11 protein-coding genes are annotated in these 20084 nt (G+C 43.1%); all 11 read right to left on the bottom strand.

What is annotated here, in order from left to right; genetic code table 11:
- Positions 1 to 16: 16 nt before the first annotated feature.
- Complete coding sequence (locus B9Y69_RS08985; RefSeq protein ID WP_085472619.1) at positions 17 to 2014, bottom strand: RagB/SusD family nutrient uptake outer membrane protein; 1998 nt, start codon at positions 2012 to 2014, stop codon at positions 17 to 19.
- Between the two features lie 11 nt (positions 2015 to 2025).
- On the bottom strand, positions 2026 to 5199 hold the full coding sequence (locus B9Y69_RS08980; RefSeq protein WP_200811771.1) for a SusC/RagA family TonB-linked outer membrane protein: 3174 nt from the start codon (positions 5197 to 5199) through the stop codon (positions 2026 to 2028).
- A 388-nt stretch (positions 5200 to 5587) separates the two neighbouring features.
- The gene (locus tag B9Y69_RS08975) at positions 5588 to 7960 is read right to left on the bottom strand and encodes a glycoside hydrolase family 127 protein (protein ID WP_085472618.1); all 2373 of its coding nucleotides are present in this window, start codon (positions 7958 to 7960) and stop codon (positions 5588 to 5590) included.
- 7 nt (positions 7961 to 7967) lie between these two features.
- Positions 7968 to 9947, bottom strand: a complete 1980-nt coding sequence (locus B9Y69_RS08970; RefSeq protein WP_085472617.1) for an alpha-L-arabinofuranosidase C-terminal domain-containing protein — start codon at positions 9945 to 9947, stop codon at positions 7968 to 7970.
- A gap of 26 nt (positions 9948 to 9973) precedes the next feature.
- Positions 9974 to 10954 (bottom strand): glycoside hydrolase family 43 protein, encoded by a 981-nt coding sequence (locus B9Y69_RS08965; RefSeq protein WP_085472616.1) that lies wholly within the window; start codon positions 10952 to 10954, stop codon positions 9974 to 9976.
- A gap of 93 nt (positions 10955 to 11047) precedes the next feature.
- On the bottom strand, positions 11048 to 13006 hold the full coding sequence (locus tag B9Y69_RS08960) for a glycoside hydrolase family 97 protein (RefSeq protein WP_085472615.1): 1959 nt from the start codon (positions 13004 to 13006) through the stop codon (positions 11048 to 11050).
- Between the two features lie 75 nt (positions 13007 to 13081).
- The gene (locus tag B9Y69_RS08955) at positions 13082 to 14224 is read right to left on the bottom strand and encodes an aldose epimerase family protein (RefSeq protein ID WP_200811770.1); all 1143 of its coding nucleotides are present in this window, start codon (positions 14222 to 14224) and stop codon (positions 13082 to 13084) included.
- 39 nt (positions 14225 to 14263) lie between these two features.
- Entirely contained in the window at positions 14264 to 15961 is a 1698-nt protein-coding gene (locus tag B9Y69_RS08950) for a sodium:solute symporter family transporter (protein WP_085472614.1), read from the bottom strand.
- Positions 15962 to 15990: 29 nt separating this feature from the next.
- Positions 15991 to 17490 carry an L-arabinose isomerase gene (gene araA, locus B9Y69_RS08945; RefSeq protein WP_085472613.1) on the bottom strand — a complete coding sequence of 500 codons (1500 nt, stop codon included), beginning with the start codon at positions 17488 to 17490 and terminating at the stop codon, positions 15991 to 15993.
- A 33-nt stretch (positions 17491 to 17523) separates the two neighbouring features.
- A complete protein-coding gene (locus tag B9Y69_RS08940) occupies positions 17524 to 18216 on the bottom strand; it encodes an L-ribulose-5-phosphate 4-epimerase (protein WP_085472612.1) in 693 nt (230 codons plus the stop codon).
- Positions 18209 to 19855, bottom strand: a complete 1647-nt coding sequence (locus B9Y69_RS08935; protein ID WP_085472611.1) for a ribulokinase — start codon at positions 19853 to 19855, stop codon at positions 18209 to 18211. Before B9Y69_RS08935 ends, B9Y69_RS08940 begins: the two co-directional genes overlap by 8 nt.
- Between the last annotated feature and the right edge of the window lie 229 nt (positions 19856 to 20084).

The following is a 20084-nucleotide window of genomic DNA, read 5'->3' as shown; positions in this document are numbered from 1 at the left end:
GATATCTAATAGCGGGCTAAAAACCGATTGCACCACTACCACCTACCACCGGCCATCCTGGATTTTGATAAACAACAGACTGGTCTGCACTATTGCTCGAGGAAGTAATCAGGAAGTGTTCAATAGCAATTGGTGCAAGGTAATGTGCCATAGCAAACTTAACTCCCGCATAAGATAGCGCATTACTGCGAATCTCTAAGGGGCGTAAGTATGTACTCCGTGCAGGGTCTGATACCACAGCTTTATCGTTCGTGGCTCCATACACCAATTGAGCATCTGTAAACCACGTTTTCATCGGTCCCCATAATTTAAATCCTTCGATATGATCCGGCGTTTGTGTTAGCTGGTCCATAGCTCGCCAGCGCTTCAAATCCATCCATCGAAGACCTTCGGCCATCAGCTCATTGCGTCGTTCCCGGCGAATATTGTACAATGTTGGCGATATTAAATTAGCTCCTGAATATGCTCCCCAATCGCGTTTCTCTTTAGACATTTCCGTTGCCGCAATCGTTTTGTTAAAGTCGGGATCGACTTTAGCACGCGTACGTAATGCGGACCAATAAGCCTGTGCTTTGTTATCCAGACTTCCGTTTTTCTCGAAACATGCTTCCATATAATTTAGGTAAGCCTCTGTCGCACGGAAGGTAATGCTTCCTGTAAATGCACCTCCATTATTCGTTTGTAGACCATCATATGAAATGCCCTTACGAATCGTGTATCCTGAGGTATAGCGTTGCTCCCAGTTCGATTCCCAAATTCTTGGGATAGGCTCCACCAAAGTAAAGTGTGTTCCGGAACCGATATTTACAAGAACATTTTTCTGTCCCGGTTCCTTTAAAAATAATTGCAAACGACCATCCCGCTCTTTACGGACATCGGCAATATAATCATCTCCATGATAGCCGCTACCTGCTGCATAGATTGGTAATCCATTCTGCATTAAGAAACTTTCAACCATGCTTCGCGTCAATCCAACGGCATAATTTCCCGATTGTGCATAAACAGGTACATTATGTGTTACCAAACTTTGGTTATATTGTCGCCATAAGAGCACTTCTCCATAAGTAGACATATCGACAGCGCCAAACATACTGAAATATGGATTTTCATTGTTCGCAGATTCGATTATCCCCGTATTGTTGACCAACGGAATATTATCTGCTACAGATGCAGCCGCTTCCATAGCCTGCGTAAGGAAGAAGTCAATCTCACCGTCAATACTTCCGGATGGAAATTGATAACCGGCATTATAGTCTTTGCTTGCTCCAGGCCAATTTGCGCCATTTGGAACAAAAGCTGTTCCTTTAAAATACTTTAGCCAGGTACCTTCATACAGTGCAACACGCGATTTCAATAACAAGGCTACATTTTTGGATAACCGTTGCTTCCGTCCATCAGGTGAACTCGATTTCATTAAGGTAATAGCAGAGTCTAAATCGGATAAGATGAAGCGTGCCACTTCGTTTCGCGGAGAACGTTTACTCGCCTCTACTAAAATCTGCTTGTCTTTATCTGACATTACATTTTTTACGATTGGAAAATCGCCTAGATCCTGTAGTTTTTTAAAATACTCATGTGCTCTTAAGAAATAAGCTTCACCAAGGTAATGTCCAATATTTTCCGCACTTCCCGTAATTTTGTTGTTCTTCCATTTCGGAACAACATCGTTAATGAAATAATTCATTTGGTAGATGTTGGTGAATGACCACTCTCCACCGGTAGCCCCAACCCGCCACTGTCCTGGAATAAACCGATTGTCCAAGTTTGGGATAACCATATTATCGGTGTTCCCATCTATTCCGAATGTTCCAAAAGACCAATTCCCATGAGAGGATAAGATATCGGTATAACGCGCAATCGTATAAGCCCCAAGTTGGGCTTCATCTTGTAAATATACCTCCGGAATAATCTGGGAAGGAGGCGCTATATCTAGATATTTATTACATGAAGTAACAGCGGTTATTAGCGCTACTCCACCGACTATTTTATATATATAATGATTAAGAAATTTCATGAGAATAATAGTTAAAATGTAAGACTTAAACCAGCTGACCATACCTTTTGGAGTGGATAAACGGTACCATTTTTACCACCATCGATGGTCTCAGGGTCAAACATCCCTGCCACTTTAGAACTTGTCCAGACATTCTCCCCAGACAAATAAATCCGCAATCTAGATACCCCAAAACGAGATGTCGTTGTCGCAGGTATAGTATATCCGACCTGAATATTTTTTAGACGTATATAAGATGCATCTTGTAGGTAACGTGTCTGCACTTGTTGGTTTTTGCTGGTACCAAAAACCGGGCGTGCATAATACGCATCTAGATTTTCACCCAAAGCATTATTTGCATCTCTAAAGTAATCCAAATGATCCGTTAAGCCTGTTGACCACCATTTATTGGATGTCGCCCCCCAGAAATAATATCCACCTTGCCATACATCACGCTTCATAACCCCTTGGAAGAATAAGCTGACATCGAAGTTTTTGTAATCACCATTTAAATTAAGGCCGAACGTATAACGTGGGGTGTTGTTTCCAATGACGCGTTTATCACCAGGGTTTCCTTCGGTATCACTACCGAATCCAATTTTACCATCCCCATCCATATCTTTATACATAATATCACCAGCCCCCCATTGCGTACCTAGCGCATCCTGTCCACCATTCGGTAGACTGGCTAAATGGGCATCCATTTCGGCCTGCGATTTAGCAATACCCAAGGTGGTGTACCCCCAAATATCGCCCAGCTTCTGTCCTTCTAAAAACATGTTTGATGCCGGTAGCGTTCCAATCAGATTCGGATAACGCGTAACCGTCGTGGAATAGTCGGATAAAAGGAATTTAGCGCCGTAACCTACCCCACCCTTCGTACGATCGTTCCATCCGATCGACGCTTCAAATCCCGTGGTTTTCAAATCCGTATTGTTTGTACGCGGCACAGGTGTACCCAATACGACAGGGAGTTGCGGAGCGGGACCAACCATATCATCTGTTCTTCGACTAAAAACTTCAAAAGAGCCAGACAACCGGTTGCTTAAAAAAGCAAAATCTAAGCCCATGTTGAGTGTACGGATAGTTTCCCACGTCAGCAGGGCACTAACTAGACCAGGTGCACTTGCGGTGTTAGGTCTCGTATTATTTATCAACCACCCGCCATTTGCTGTCCCCGTAGGCATCACAACATAAGTTGGGTACAATGGTTTTGTATTTTGATTTCCCAGTTCCCCATAGGAAGCTCTTACTTTAAACAGATTGACAAATGGTAAAGCTTGCTGAAAAAAGTGCTCTCTGGAAACATTCCATCCTGCAGAAACCGAAGGAAAAAATCCCCACCTGCTATCAGACCGGAAACGAGAGGAACCATCATAACGCATATTTACTTCCAGCAGGTAACGACTATCGTAGTCATAGTTCACGCGTGCAAAGAAACCTGCTGTCGCCCAATTTTGATATTCCCCGGATACAGCAGGAACCACTGGGTTTCCGTTAATATCAGTGCCTGATGCTAAATTAATGACAGGCTGATTGGGTAAAATAATGCCGTCGCGTTGTACGGACAGATTTCTAAAAGCTAAATTCTCCGTTTGGAAACCACCCATACCTTTTAGGTGATGGTTGCCCCAATATTTATCATACTCCGAATAGATATTGATGTTGTAGTAATTTTCCTTCCAGCCAAACTCATACACATTAGATGTATTTTTGTACAAATAAGGAACTCCGTTGACATCGTGATTATAAAGTCTCTGAGAATCCCAATGTCTAAACTCGGTCGTTGTTCTATAATTTAAATTTGTGTATGTTTTCCACCCTTTGATCGGCTCTAATATAAGCTGCAATTGCTGGTAAATAAAGTCTTTGGTCGAACGATCGCTTCCACCATCGCGCATGCCTAAAGCTGGAGATGGCGAGCTAAACAAATAACCATTAGGATCATATAGCGGTAACGTTGGCCAGCCTTGACGTCCTAGATCATCATAAAATGAGTCTGTAAGATTTGCCGGTCTTTCGTAGTCTTCGCGTACTAAACGAGCAGTATAACCTACTGTAAAAATATCCGAAACCTGCGAATTGATTCTTGCTGACACTGCATACCGATCATAATGATCTGTATTGAAAGCCATCAACCCCTGTTGTTTCATAACGTTACCTGACAAGTAGTAGGTTGTTTTTTCTGAACCTCCATTGAGGCTCAAGTTATGTTCATGCGCAAAAGCATGGTCGCGGTACATGACGTCAAACCAATCTACATTATCATTTCCATAGGCATAACCTTCACCCCATTGCGATTTGTTGTTGGGGTTAATAATGGTTGAATTTTTATTCACACCATGCTGATAGTCCAAAATACGTTGTAAGTGCTCCGCAGAATAGTGTGGGTTTCCGTTACCATTTACTTCAGCTTGATTGAAGTATTGTGCAAAAGAATACGAATCCATCATTTTAGGCATGAGGGTTGGGGCATTTAACCGAAGACTATTGTTGTAGTTTACGGCAGTTTTTCCGGCTTTACCTGATTTAGTCGTAACCAAGATAACACCGAAAGCGGCTCTTGCCCCGTAAATAGAAGCGGCTCCCGCATCTTTAAGGATGGAGATGGTTTCTATATCTTGCGGATTTAAAGCCGTCAGTGAACCTTCCGAACCATCAATCAAGACTAATGGTGCCGATGATGATGTTTCGTCAATCGTACCAATACCACGAATGTTTATGCTTGGGCTACTCCCTAAAGAGCCACTATTTTGCGAAATATTTAAGCCAGGAGCCAAACCTTGTAACGCTTGGGCAGCATTTTGAACCGGACGATTTTCAAGCTGTTTCGCGTCGACAATGGCCACAGATCCCGTTAGATTTCCCTTCCTCTGCGTACCAAACCCCACAACCACCACTTCATCCAGGGTTTGATCATTTGATTCCAACACAATGTGAAGTGGACCGCTAGCCGGAATTAGTATACGTTGACTTTGATAGCCTATCGATCGTATCAATAAGTAACCTTTTTCTGCATTTAATTGAAATTCTCCCTTTTCATTTGTTGTCGTTCCGGATGTTGCTCCTTCCACAATGACCGTTGCCCCCATTACGGGCGCATTGTCTTTGTTGAGAACATGACCGAAAATCTTCTCTTGTGCGTATGTTAGATTTGGAATAATCCACATCAACATACCAATAAAAATAAGCTGTAGGTTGTTCATTAGTTTGTTTAGTTATTGATTTAAATAAGCCTCCGTACCCTGCGAAAAATTCTTCATGACTGAAAAATAACTTCTCTCAGATATACTTCGACTAGCTTTTCAAAATTTTATTGGTGGTTTATACTTCCCGTTCCAAATATGCTGAAAAATTATTAAATGTAAAATAAACATTTAATAATTTATTAACTTTTTTTATCCATATATTCTCACCGTTTTTTGATATATGATAACCTTATTTGAAAAAAAAGATTGAAAAAAGAAGTAAAACATTTGTTGACTACTGACAATCAAATGGTTCCCCTATTATCAGAACTGGATAAAACGGTTCAAATCAAAAAAGGCACAGCGCATGACACGCTGTACCTACACTTCAAACTAAACTAAAAAATTATTTTACCTCATCCTGAGTAAGCAACACGACCGCTGCCATGCGGTTTGTCTTGTTATTTTCTGTTGCTTGAAACCGTACCGTTACCAACGCTGTATTATGACTTTGAGCAGGCAAAGCATAGACAGCAAATAATTCGTTTGCTTCAAGAGTCCCCGACCTGATCGGTGAAACCAGCGTACCATTGATTCGGACTTCAGTATTGCGCTTTTCATCTGTCTTAAAAAAGTGAACCATCAAAAAACGCCCCTCCTTCTTCACATTCTTCATGGTATAACTAAACCAACCTGAAGCTTCCCGCCATTGTCTGCCATCGGTCACACCTGTCTCTGATTGTTCATAATCAATGTCGTGATCCGATTCAGGTTGTTGTTGCCCACACTGGACTTTGTCGACCACCGCTTTAGCCCATCCCGACTGCTGAAGATCAGAATCCTTCTGCCGCAATGCTTCCCGGTTGTCGACCTGAGGCCAATAGATTATATAACGAGAATCATGCAATTGATAAAAAGGGATAAGCTCCTGCGGTACCTCCTGGTCACCGACAAAAGTATGTGCTAACCGAAAACGTAACTCCCGTGGCGATATCAACGAGGGGAATTCTTTTAATTCGGCTGCTGGGCCAACCAATACAGGGATATCCTGTGCAGCTATCTGTGGACCTTTAGCAATATGTCCACCACGGCTGTCGTCTGCCAATATACCCGCCATCGCAGCTGTATCGGTCTTTGCGGCCAGCACAATAGGACCATATAAATAAGCAAAATAGGATGAATGATCAGGCATTTGCTCGATATCGACATGCATTTTAAAATGCAGCTCTACCTGATCACCCGATTTCCAAATACGATCCACACGCACATACTGACCCGGAATGACATCTGTCTTCACATCAACACCATTCACGGTGACACGTAGATCGCCGGAACGCACCCAAGCCGGGTAGCGTAATTTCAGACCAAACTTCTGTGCTTTTGTCGTCTCGATTGTCAGCTTGGTAGATGGTTCCTGCGGAAAGGAAGTTTCTTGTCGTAATTGCACCCCACGTTCCTTCCAATCTAAGGTGGAAGAAATAAAGAGATTGACCCACAGATCCTTTTCATCGTGTGCATAAATGAACTCGCCATACTTCGCATGGTTTTCCAACCCTGACCCCACGCAACACCAAAAGCTTGTCTGTGGCTGCGAATAAACGCGATAATGCCCTGGGCGCATCGGGGTAAAATAAACAAACCCTCCTTGCGTTGGATGCTGGGTTGATAAAATATGATTGTATAAGGCCCTTTCATAAAAGTCAACATAACGTATATCTCCTTCGGTCTGGAAAAGCTGTACACTCAACTTTAACATATTGTAGGTATTACAAGTTTCAGGTCCCTCCACACTATTTATCATATTAGAAAAATCATCCTGCGGATGGAAGTGTTCGTATGCACTATTTCCGCCTATTGCAACCGTGCGATGTTGAACCACCGTTTCCCAGAAAAAACGTGCCGCCGCATCCCACGATTTATTGTTATCCATATCAGCAATACGTTTGAAACCGATTACTTTGGGAATTTGCGTATTGGCATGCAAGCCCGTAAGCGCATCCTTACCTTCCACTAGTGGCTGCAATATACTATGGTGCGAAAACTGTTTAGCTAGTGTGAGATACTTTGTATCGCCCGTAATGGCCGCAACATCAGCAAAAACTTCATTGAGTCCACCATGCTCACTTCGAAGCATATCCTGTATCTGATACTCGGATAGGTTCTGAACTAATCGAATCGCCCAATCGGTCATTCTCACCAGCATCTCCTTTGCTTCAGATTGCCCCGCAATCAGATAAGCATCACGTAAACCGGCATAGGTTTTATGAATATTATACAAGGGCACCCATTTTTTATTCAAATCAAAAGTTCCCGCCGCAATATTCCCGCTTTGAATTGCAGACCATAATGTTGTACTTCCCGGTACAGCCCCTATATAGCCTGTTCCCAAAGCTTCCTGGCATCGCCTCAATTCGGACAGCATGTAGACCAATTTTTCTAAAATCTCTGGATCCTCAGTGGAGGCATACATTAAAGATAAGGCCGTCAAATAATGTCCTCCAATATGGCCATCCAATCCTGTGTTCTCCCAATTGGTATAACTATCCGTCTTAGCCAGCAAACCCGCTTCGCGCAAGAACGGCGCCAGCAAACAATCTGGATTCAAACGTAATAAATACCTTTTATCCGTTTCCTGCGCGTGCTTAAACGGCCCGTCCAATAAGCGCACCTCATGCAGCGGAAAGAGCTGAATTTTATTGGATGGAGACGGTTGTGCAAAACTCTCCATCCCCTCACAGAGCTTTATAGCGATCAGAACGAGAAGAAGTAAATGCTTCATAGACTTCTTATAGTTTAATTTTAATCACATTAAAAGATTGTGCTTTAGCTAGCACCGAAATTTTTGAACCCTTTATCGGAAACTTACGCTCTTGTGGCAGCACCAATGGAGCTTTCGCCACTTCGTTGATTGCTAATGGATCATCATGTTGTAATACGATATGAATCGCTTCTCCATTTAATTTTTTCACTCCCCGGATATCGAATACTATACTTTTCTCCGTTGCGCTCGTATTGGCTAATTTGATAATAAGTTCATCGCGCTCTTTATCTAAGACAGCCGAAGCATAACAATCATCCTGACCTGCCACTGCTTGGCCTTCGGACAATAAGGGCAGTACATGTGTGCCTTTGTTTGTTGAATACAGCTTTTGCACATAATAACTTGGGGTGAGATATGTCTTTAAATTATCCACCCAAATCAAATCGGGTGTCCATTGCCAACCGTCGATATGCGCAAATAGAGGTGCATAAGATGCGAGTTGTACCACCGCCGCATTCCGTTCTAATCCGGTCAGGAAAGCAGCCTCAGATAAAGCGGCTTCCCAATTGTTCCGATACTCTGAACGGAACATGTTTTTACTGTGTGAAGCATATTCCCCAGCAAAAACCTTTGGCCCTTGACGATCATAGTTATCGTAGCGTTTTGCATTATTCAAGAACCAATCCGGGGATCTATAATAATGCTCATCAATAATATCAATACCCATCGCCCGCAACTCTTTATCCAGGTATACAAAACGTTCTCCCTCAGGGTCTGTGCCCGAGCTGGCTACAATCTCAATTTCGGGATGTTGAGCTTTAAGCGCTTTTTGAAAAACAGCTAAGCGTTCAATATATTGTGGCCCCCAGTTTTCATTCCCTACCCCTAACATTTTAAGGTTAAACGGCTCAGGATGCCCCATGTCTGCACGTAATTTTCCCCATTTTGTGGTTACAGCGCCATTCGCAAACTCAATCAGATCAAGTGCATCCTGCACATAGGGATCAAGCTCTTCCAAAGGAACGAGCTCCCCCGTGTTAAACTGGCACGCCATACCACAATTTAGGATTGGCAAAGGTGCTGCTCCAATATCTTCCGCCAACAAAAAGTATTCATAAAAACCTAACCCAAAGGTCTGGAAATAATCAGGGGTCAAACGGTGTCCAAATTCAAAATTCCAGCGATTGATAATGAGTTGACGGTCTTCTATAGCACCAACAGTCTTCTTCCATTGAAAGCGTTGTGACAAGTCAAACCCTTCGACAATACACCCGCCGGGGAATCGTAAAAAACCTGGTTTCAGATCCGCCAACGCCTGTACCATATCAGCGCGCAAGCCCTTTTTACGTCCTTTCCACGTATCCGTAGGAAATAGCGAAATCATATCCAGGTCTATTTCTCCTTGCCCCTCAAACCAAATATTCAGCTTTGCTTTTGCATCGGTTTTATTGGAGGTAAACGTCATACTTTGGCTATGCCAACCTGTACCTGTATTCGAAGGGATAAGCATCCCTTTTCCCAACACATTGCCTAATGTATCGACCAGCTCTACGCGTAGGCTAACACCACTCGTTTTTTGCCTATACATCACGGAAAACTCATAGCCAACGCCCGTCTTGACTCCCATCCCACGGAAACCTTCATTCTGGAGTCCAATAGGCTTGCTCGTACCCTTCGTGGTATTTACACGTAGGAACCTCGGGTTACTTTCGTGATCCGACTGCCGATTTAAAATCAGATAATTTGCCTCCGCAACGGGGCCTAAATTTTTCCATCCCATAAAAGGACGAAAAAACTCAAACGATCGGTTTTTTATTAATTCAGCATAGATTCCCCCATCGGCACCCATATTGATATCCTCAAAAAAGATACCCCACATATTTTGATTAATTGGAGCTATAGGTTGATCCACCTGTACCGTAAACGTTTTATCTTGTGCCAAAACCGGTACACTTCCCTGCATAGCCAAACAGGCTATAGCTACATATTTTCTTATATTTTTCATCCTTTAGATTCGAATTGTTTCTGCTACTAAAATGCTTTAACTCCCTCTGTCGTCATGACAATCCTTTTAATTGTACCATCTGAGTTATAGTATAATTCATCGATACATACCGATCGTCGATAACTTCCTCCGTGTGGATTGATGCTACCATTATGGTATACAAAATAAGTTTTTCCTTTATAGTCTAAAATCGCTTGGTGGTTGGTGTTCGAATTACCAGCCACTTCATTGAGTATTCCTTTATAGACCCAAGGACCGTCGATCGAACGGCTCATGGCATAAACCGTTTTTTCCGGAAACTCACTGGCATAGCTCAAGTAGTACCAGCCATCCCTCTTATGTACCCAAGGGGCCTCCGTGAATTGGGGTAATTCCACTCGTTTAAACGGGCCGTCAAGCTCCGTCATATTATCCTTCAGCTTTGCGTAGTAACAAACTGTATTCCCCCAGAAGATATAAGCTTGCCCGTTGTCATCAATAAAAACCGTTGGATCAATATCATCCCAACTGATCTCTGTATCTTTTGTCATATCATTCGTCACCAAGGCTGTTCCACGGGCATCCACAAAGGGACCAACTGGGCTATCGGAGACCGCAACGCCAATAGCTTTTCCATGGATCGCACCGTGCTCTACCGTAGCATACCAGTAAAATTTACCATTCTTCTCCACCACCTGTGAGGCCCAGGCATCCCCTTTTGCCCAACGGAAATCTGTTGCTTTCAACGGCGACGGATGTTCTCTCCAATTTACGAGGTCGGTAGTGGAAAACACTAACCACTCATCCATCTGGTAGTGTTCCTTTCCTGGAGGAGCAATATCATGCCCCGCATAGAGGTACACGGTCCCCGCATGTACCAATGTAGCGGGGTCTGCCGTATATTTATGTGTAATGATGGGATTTCCCTTGGAAACAAACTGGTGTACGCCACTTCCTTCCTGCGCCGAAACAAACACCGTACATAACATACCGACAGCCCACAACCCTATATTTTTTTTATTTATCATACTTCCTTTTTTTAATCGAACCTGTTTATTCGTCTTTTAATTCTATTAGCCAATACACAAATCAAATTTTAAGTTCGTAAGTGGTGAATCGGATTATTCGATCACCATCACAAAGCCACCTTGTGCCTTTACTGCAACTTTATGCTTTTTCAAAAACTTCGAAGTACGAATATCAAAGGCAGCAGGACTACTGCTATCCGTTATCCATTGTATACTGCCTTTCGTTTTTAATGCTGTTAGATCAACCTCAATCTCTTTAGCGACATTTTCTCCATTTATTCCGGCAACGTACCAGCGTTTTCCAGCACGACGCGCTATGACGACTTCTTTCCCCGGATATCCACTTAAAAACTTCACCTCATCCCAAGAAACCGGAAGCTCTCGTAAAAAATCCTGAACACCGGAATGAATGTGCGACATCCCCTCGGGCGACTCTGCAAAGTGTTGTATACCGGAAAGAAATAACACACTGGTTGCCAGCTCAAAAGCGGCGGTCGTACGACGTTGAACCCCACTAGGGACTTTGTATAAATTCATCGGTGTATAATCCATTGGATCGAATACATTTCTGGAAAATGGAATAATCGTGCATATCTCGGCCTGTCGATCCGCTTCAACCTGTTGGAAAGTGACATTCTCAAAACCCCGCACGGCTTCCACCGTCATTAAATGCGGATACTGCCGGGACCAGCCCCGTGGCAAGGTTGCCCCGTGGAAATTAACCAACAGTTTGTAATCAGCAGCGTCGTTCAGAATATCTATGTAATACTGGATAACAGACTGACCATCCCCCCCGAAGAAATCAATTTTCACTCCTTTTATACCCATTTCATGAATACGTTGAAATTCTGCTCGTCGGCTTTCACGCAAGAGTAATTTATTTTTGGGTGTATACCCTACCGTATTCCAATCGCCAGCGGAGTTGTACCACAATAAAAGACCTATGTTTTTATCCTTGGCATAGTTGGCAAGCTGTTGCATTTTTTCATACCCGATTTTGGTATCCCAATTCACGTCAATCAAGCAATATTGCCATTTCATGTCAGCCGCAAAATCGATGTACTTTTTTTGCTCTTCGTAGACAATGAAATCATCTTTACTATTGATCCAGCTCCAAGATGATTTCCCCGGTTTTATAAAACTGTTGTCGACTTTGATCGGCCCATCCAACAGGTCCTGACCGAGGTTGGATTCCACAATAGTAGCGAGGCTGCCGATGGCGGCAATACGCCATGGAGATACAAAACTGTGCTCCGCTTTACTACGTATCCCCTTTTCCTGTTGCATCGTTTCCCGCGGGTCTGGAAATGCCAGTCGGTATTCCCCATTCGGAGATTCGTGGTGCAAGCGTGTTGCGGCATGATTCGATGCTAAACCGGCCTCGCTGATAAGCACCCACGCTCCTTCAGTCTTGAACAATGCGGGATAGACCCATCCCTTTTTTGTCTCCTCTAATGTGCCAACCGGTATTTCTTTTTGATAATGTTCCTCATACGATGGATTTGTATGCTCCCATCCCGATTTAGCAACGGCCACAGGCTGCAACCACCCTTGAGCGGTCGTTGGAAATTTATAGCTGGTATATTCTGCTGTTACCTCTTTTGCCGTGTCCCCAATAGCGGGCACCTCATATCGAAATGCGAGCCCATCATCAGAAACTTGAAACTGTATATTTATTTTTTTCTTTTCTGCATTTTCTAAAAAGATTGTCCGCTTGTTCGCGCGATAGCTATTTAGCTTTCGTTTAGCGTTAACACTCTCATATGTTTTTTCTATCCGCTCGGGAGGTGACGTAGCAACGTAGGTTAATTGTTGTTGAAAACTAAGGTCATCCATAACAAGTCCTAGTGCGGATTGCTCGAGCACCTGTCTATTTTTATGGGTAACTGAATAATAGGGTTTACCATCTTCGGTAAGCCAAAATTTCAGTTTAATCGTTTTATTCGGACTGGAAATAATTTGCGGCTGCGACTGCCCAAAGGTCAATTGTAAGGCAAGAGAAGCCCATACGGTACAGGTCAGTAAAAATTTACTTTTTGCCGTTTCTATCATTATTATTTTATTTTAAATAAGGTACTGAATCGGTGTATAAAGGCACAGGTAATGCACCTTTACACACCGTTTTAGTTAAGGTTTTACCGCAAAGCGGTATATCGTTTTGGAGGTATATGTTTCTCCTGGTTTCAGCACCGTCGACGGAAACGAGGGTTGATTGGGACCATCAGGAAAGTGTTGGGTCTCCAAACAGATTGCTGCACGGAAAGGATACGCCTTTCCTTGTTTTCCCCGTGGGCCATTAGCATCCATAAAATTTCCACTATAAAATTGTAACCCTGGTTCAGTAGTCAAAATTTTCATTTCAATGCCGGTCTTAGGCGCATATACGCTAGCCACTTCTTGGAGGCCGGCTGCTTTATTGAGGACAAAATTATGGTCGTAGCCTTTGCCTAACTCCAACTGTCTATCTTGCTGTTCAATATCTGCACCGATAGTTTTCGGTTTTCTAAAATCAAAGGCAGTACCTGCTACCGGTAATTGTTTACCTGTCGGAATTAAGGTTTCATTGACTTCGGTAACCTGATCCGCATTAATCTGAAGCACATGGTCTAAAATAGTACTATCGCCTTCACCGTTCAGGTTAAAATAGGCATGACTCGTCAGATTAAGTACCGTTTCTTTATTGGTATCGGCATGGTAGTCAATCTCCAGATCCCCATCCTTTCCGACGGAATAAGTCACTTTCATCTTCACTTCCCCGGGGTAACCAGCTTCGCCGTCCGGCGAGATGTAAGCGAGGGTAATCGTGGAGTCCGATTGATTTTCTACGGTCCACACCTTGTTATACACGCCGTTTGTGCCACCGTGTAATGAGTTTTTACCATCATTTTTTTCGAGATTATACGTTTCCCCATTTAACGTAAATGTAGCGTCTCCAATCCGGTTACCATAGCGGCCCACAACGGCGCCATAGAAATTATCCGCATGCTCTTTAAATGCCGCAGCTTGATCATAACCTAAAATAACATCGGTTGATTTGCCTTCCTTGTTTTTAACAAGGAGACGTACCAAGCGGGCTCCATAATTGGTCACCGCAACCTGTACATTCTCATTACCGATATGATAAAGCTTTACCTCTTTACCATCAATCGTTGTATCAAAAACATGCGGTTCCGTCTGCGTCGTATTTTCTGACGTATTTTTTGCTCCTTGCTGGCATGATGATGCCAGAATTGTACCCAAGAGCAGGGCACTACAAAATCTTTTCATCATAGGTTTCTTCTTAAGGTCATTTAATTTAATCGCATCAAGTTACCAAAACTTAACATAAAGTGCACCCACAATCAAAATAGTCAACACTATCATGACCATAACAGAGGGTTCTACTTTGAACATTTTTTTGTCCAGCTCCAACCCTTTTGGATTATGTTTTGGTCCGAATAAACTGATTCCCACCATAACAATCATCGTGAAAAGGAAGGATAAGCCCATACATATCTGGAACGGAATTTCGTAAGCACCATTCGCATTTTTGTATGCTGTATATAGAAAGGTTTCATTTCCGAACCATGCCGGTGCATAATTATTAAATACAATGGAAAGTAAAAAGCCCGTTATCAAACCTGCAATTGCAGCCGACCCCGTCGTTCTTTTCCAGAACATTCCCAATAAAAACATCGCAAAAATACCAGGCGAGATAAAACCAGTATACTTCTGAATAAAGGTAAATCCACCGGCACCACCAATCCCTAACAAATCATCCCAGGTAAACAAAACGGCAATAACAATCGACAGGATAATCGTGATTTTCCCGACATTGATTAGCCTTTTCTCTGAGGCTTCTTTATTGATGTACTTGTTATAGATGTCCATCGTAAAAATAGTTGCTATACTATTGGCCTTTCCAGCCAAGGAAGCCACAATAGCCGCCGTCAATGCCGCTAAAGACAAGCCTTTCATACCGTTTGGCAAAAACCCTAGAATAGCTGAATATGCATTATCTGGATTAAAATGACCGCCCGGCGCCATCTCTTCCTGCAAGGCGCCATTCTTGTACAGCACGTACGCTGCAATTCCCGGTAGCATAACAATAATAGGCATCAAAAGCTTTAAGAAACCTGCAAACAAAATACCCGTCCTAGCGGTCTTAAGATCGGCACCCAAGGCGCGCTGCGTGATGTATTGATTACAGCCCCAATAGTTTAGATTCACAATCCAAATGCCGGCCAGGTACATGCCGATTCCTGGTAACATCAGGTATTTGTTGACCTCTTCCTGGGTACTGGTTGCTGTTGGTTTATCGACGATGAGGTTAAAATGTTTAGGGGAATCTTGCATCAATTGCTTGAAACCTGCCAGGACATCCTTACCCATACCGAAATGCTCGGACACCAGAGTAAGCGCCACGTAGGTCGTAGCAAAACCTCCAATAATCAAGACAACCACCTGAATAACATCTGTAAAACCGATTACCTTCATGCCTCCTAGTGTAATAATAATAGCAAATACAGCTAGAGCGAGCATAATAATGTGAAAATAAGCACCTCCACCAAGGTTACTGATTGCCAGTGCACCAAGATACAAGATCGATGTTAGGTTCACAAAAATGTATAGGAACAGCCAGAACACCGCCATAATGAGACTCGTTGTTTCGTTATAGCGTTGCTTCAAAAATTGTGGCATTGTAAATATCTTGTTTTTAAGATACACCGGAATAAACCACACGGCCACAATAATCAAGGCAATTGCTGCGATCCATTCATAAGCCGCTACGGCAATTCCCACCGTAAAGCCATTGCCGCTCATTCCAATAAACTGCTCCGCCGAGATATTGGAAGCGATCAAACTCGCTCCGATTGCCCACCATGTTAATGAGCCTTCAGCAAGAAAATAATCTTTACTACTCGCTGTGGTCGATTTCTGACGATTGTAAATCCAAAAGCCGTAGCCCGCTACGACCACAAAATAGATTAGGAAAATCACATAATCTATTGTTGCAAACTTTTCCATAGTTAAAAAATAGGTTTATAGAATAATGGTTAGCCTTGCATCTTATAGTACACCTCACTATAGCGCAAATCTTTCTCGAATTGATCTAATTTTGTTGATTGATCGATCAAAACCAGCTCTAGGTTTGCAATTCGAGCAAAGTCTGCTAAGTATTCCGGCGTTAAATTTTGGCTGTACACCGTATGGTGTGCGCCACCAGCATAAATCCAGGCAGAACAAGCTGTTTGCATATCGGGTTCAGGTTTCCAAAGAACACGTGCAACAGGCAGCTTCGGTAAGTCCTCCTCTACAGAGACACCTTTCACCGTGTTGACAACGAGACGAAAACGATCCCCCATATCTACTAAAGCGGCATTCAAGGCATCACCACCTTTTGCATTAAACACTAAACGAGCGGGATCAGACTTTCCACCAATACCCAGCGGATGCACTTCAAGCCGCGGTTTCTCTGCCGCAAGAGAGGCATCTACTTCCAACATATGAGAGCCGAGAACCATCGCATTTTGTGGGTCAAAATGGTAGGTATAATCCTCCATAAAGGCATTTGCCCCTGCATAGCCCGTAGCCATTACCTTACAAGCACGAACAATAGCAGGTGTCTTCCAATCCCCTTCACCCGCAAAACCGTAGCCATCGGCCATAAGTCGTTGGACAGCTAATCCCGGTAACTGCGGCATACCGTGTAAGTCCTCAAAAGTATCGGTAAACCCTTTATAATTCCCTTTCTCCAAAAACGTACGTAAACCGATTTCAATCTTTGCTGCGTCGTATAACTGTCCACGGTTCGCACCTCCTTCTTTGACATCATCGGCTAAAATATAGGACGCTTCATACAGTGCGATCAATTTCTGCACCTCGGCGTCTTGGACCTGATTAATCTCCGCCACCAAATCTCCGATGCCATGTGTATTTACTGAAAAACCGAACTTCAATTCAGCCTCCACCTTATCCCCTTCGGTAACCGCAACATAACGCATATTATCACCAAAGCGCACAAATTTAGCACCTTGCCAATCTTGCCAGGCTGCTGCGGCACGTGCCCAGATATTAATGCGCTCCAATACTTCCGCATCCTGCCAGTATCCCGTTACAACTTTACGCGCAATACGCATCCGAGACACGATAAACCCAAACTCACGATCGCCATGTGCACTTTGGTTCAGATTCATAAAATCCATATCCATACTGCTCCATGGAATATCTCTATTGTATTGTGTATGTAAATGGAGCAATGGTTTCTGTAAAGCTTGAAGTCCTCTGATCCACATTTTAGCCGGTGAAAAGGTATGCATCCACGTGATAATACCAATACAATTCTTATCCTGATTCGCCGCAACAATTGTATCGTAAATCTCATTCGAATTCCGTACAATAGGTTTAAACTTAACGCGTACAGGAATAGTGGCATTGCTATTTAAAAATGCAGCAATTTCTTCGGAATGTGATGCCGCCTGTCTTAGCGTTTCTTCTCCATATAAATCTTGGCTCCCCGTGATAAACCAAACTTCTAAATCTTTCAATGATGACATGAGTGTTCGTTATTAAGTATCTATTAATATTAATTATTGTCCATAGTAAGCATCTTTACCATGCTTTCTTTCGTAGTGCTTCTTGATCAGAGACCCCTTCATACGCGTAGCCTGCGGATTAATCTGTTCGGTCAGATACGCTAGTTTCGCTGTGTACTCCAGCACTGCCGCGTTGTACACGGCTTTCTTTCCATTAGCTCCCCACGCAAATGGAGCATGATTACCGACAAGAATCATTTGCACCTCTTCATAATCCAGCTGCTCACTTACAAAATGTTCAATAATCTGATAACCCGTTTGGTGTTCATAATTGCCTGCAATCATGTGATCTGCCATAGGTGGCGCGCATGGAATATCGGTGGTCAAATGATCGGCGTGCGTCGTTCCATAGATTGGAATAGCCCGGTTTGTTTGTGCCCAAGCTGTTCCATAAGTCGAGTGGGTATGTACGATTGCACCAATATTTGCCCATTCTTTATACAATACGGCATGGGTTTTTGTGTCGGATGAAGGCCGCAAGCTTCCTTCAACAATATGTCCATCAAAATCAACAATGACCATATCTTCTACCTTCAGATCCTCATAAGGTACACCGCTAGGTTTAATAGCAAACACCTTCTTGTCATGATCGGCCACACTTACATTGCCGAAAGTAAAAACAACTAGCCCTAGCTTAGGAAGCTCCATATTGGCTTCATAAGCTTCCTTTTTTAATTGACTATACATGATATAAGTTCTGTTCTAAATGTGCTGCTGTCTTATTGTATTTAGCATACCGATCAGCATAAATCTTCACTGTTTCCGGATTTGGCTCGTAGATCATATCAAAACCTTGCCCCATAGCAACCATAGCGTCTTCGACTGAAGGATGCACACCGGCAACCACTGCGGCAAACATCGCTGCTCCCAACGCACAGGTTTGTTCCGAACTGTGAATCTTAATAGGCATTTGCAGAACATCAGCCATCATTTGCATAATAAACGTTGACTTCCTTGCCACGCCACCAAGGCCTATAATCCCTTTAACCGGAATTCCCTGATCCACAAAACATTCCACAATTTTCTTCGCACCAAAACAGGTAGATTCGACGACTGCACGATAAAGCAACACCGCATCAGTAGATATATTAACATCAAAAAAAGCACCTTTAAGATTTTGGTTCGCATACGGTGTGCGACGTCCATTAAGCCAATCGATAGAAAAAGGATGCGTAATATCAGGCTTCACTTGAGCGGCTTGCGCACTTAATTTGATTAGTAATTTATCTTCGGCATCCTGTAACAGCTGTGCATCGTCAGCAAATAAATTCTTGAGCGGCCAGGTCAAAATATTTTTGAACCAAGCATAGGCATCACCAAACGCCGATTGTCCCGCCTCTAATCCAATCATCCCAGGAATAACCGAACCATCAACCTGTCCACAAATTCCCTTAACCGTAATATCCAATGGTTTGGGTGCAACAAGGATATCACAAGTCGACGTCCCCATCACCTTACTGAGGTAATACGGCTCAATCTGTCCGCCTACCGCGCCCATATGACAATCAAATGCGCCTACCCCAACCACGACATTCGTTGATAAACCAAGGTTCGTCGCCCATTCTTGCGAAAGGTTCCCCACAGCTGTATTGGAAGCGTAAGTATCTTTACCCAAGCGCTCTACTTGCCCGGTCAGCAAAGAATCTAAACTTTCAAAAAAATCAGAAGGCGGATACCCATTGAAAGCTTCCGACCACAGTCCTTTATGACCTGCTGCACAAACACTTCTTTTAATCGCATCCGCGTCGTTTCCGCCCGTCAACACAAACGGAATCCAATCGCAATGCTCCACCCACGTATAAGTAGCTTCACGCACCGCTGCGTCAACCCGATATGTGCGTAATATCTTGGACCAAAACCATTCCGATGAATAGACGCCACCTACATATTTTAAATAATCGGTATCAAAAGTAGCAGCGTGGTCATTAATTTCCTTTGCCTCTCGCGTAGCGGTATGATCTTTCCATAGAATAAACATTGCATTGGGATTTTCCGCAAAATCTGCTGTTAACGATAATGGTGTTCCAGCTTTATTCACCGCTACCGGAGTAGAACCAGTGGTATCCACTGAGATTGCAACAACCTGCGCCGCAATTTCAGGAGCAACCGCGGCTAAACAAGACTTAATGGTTTCTTGCAGTCCATCAAGATAATCGAGCGGATGTTGCCTAAACTGGTTAACGGAAGGATTATTATACAAACCCTTTTTCCAACGCGGATAATGAAATACAGAAGAAGCCAACTCTCGGCCGTCTTTTGTACTAACCAGCACCGACCGAACGGAATCTGTGCCATAATCTACCCCCACTACATAGTATTCATTCATTATATACAGGTTTATTTTTTTGATTTACAATTGATCCACTAACTTCAACAAGCTATATCTATGACACTTACGCAGATTAAACAGGTTGAAAAATTAATTAGTGTCAAATTAACATTTAATTTTTCACAATCAAAAATTTTTTTTGTTTTTTTGTATAAAATAATTGTGTTGATTAGCGGATGGCTTAATTCATAAAGCGTGATTTTCCGTAACAGCACAAGGTATATAG

The organism is Sphingobacterium psychroaquaticum (genome assembly GCF_900177625.1).
Taxonomy (GTDB): domain Bacteria; phylum Bacteroidota; class Bacteroidia; order Sphingobacteriales; family Sphingobacteriaceae; genus Sphingobacterium; species Sphingobacterium psychroaquaticum.
The sequence above is the reverse complement of the archived record's forward strand: the minus strand, read 5'-3'. Positions and strand labels throughout refer to the sequence as shown.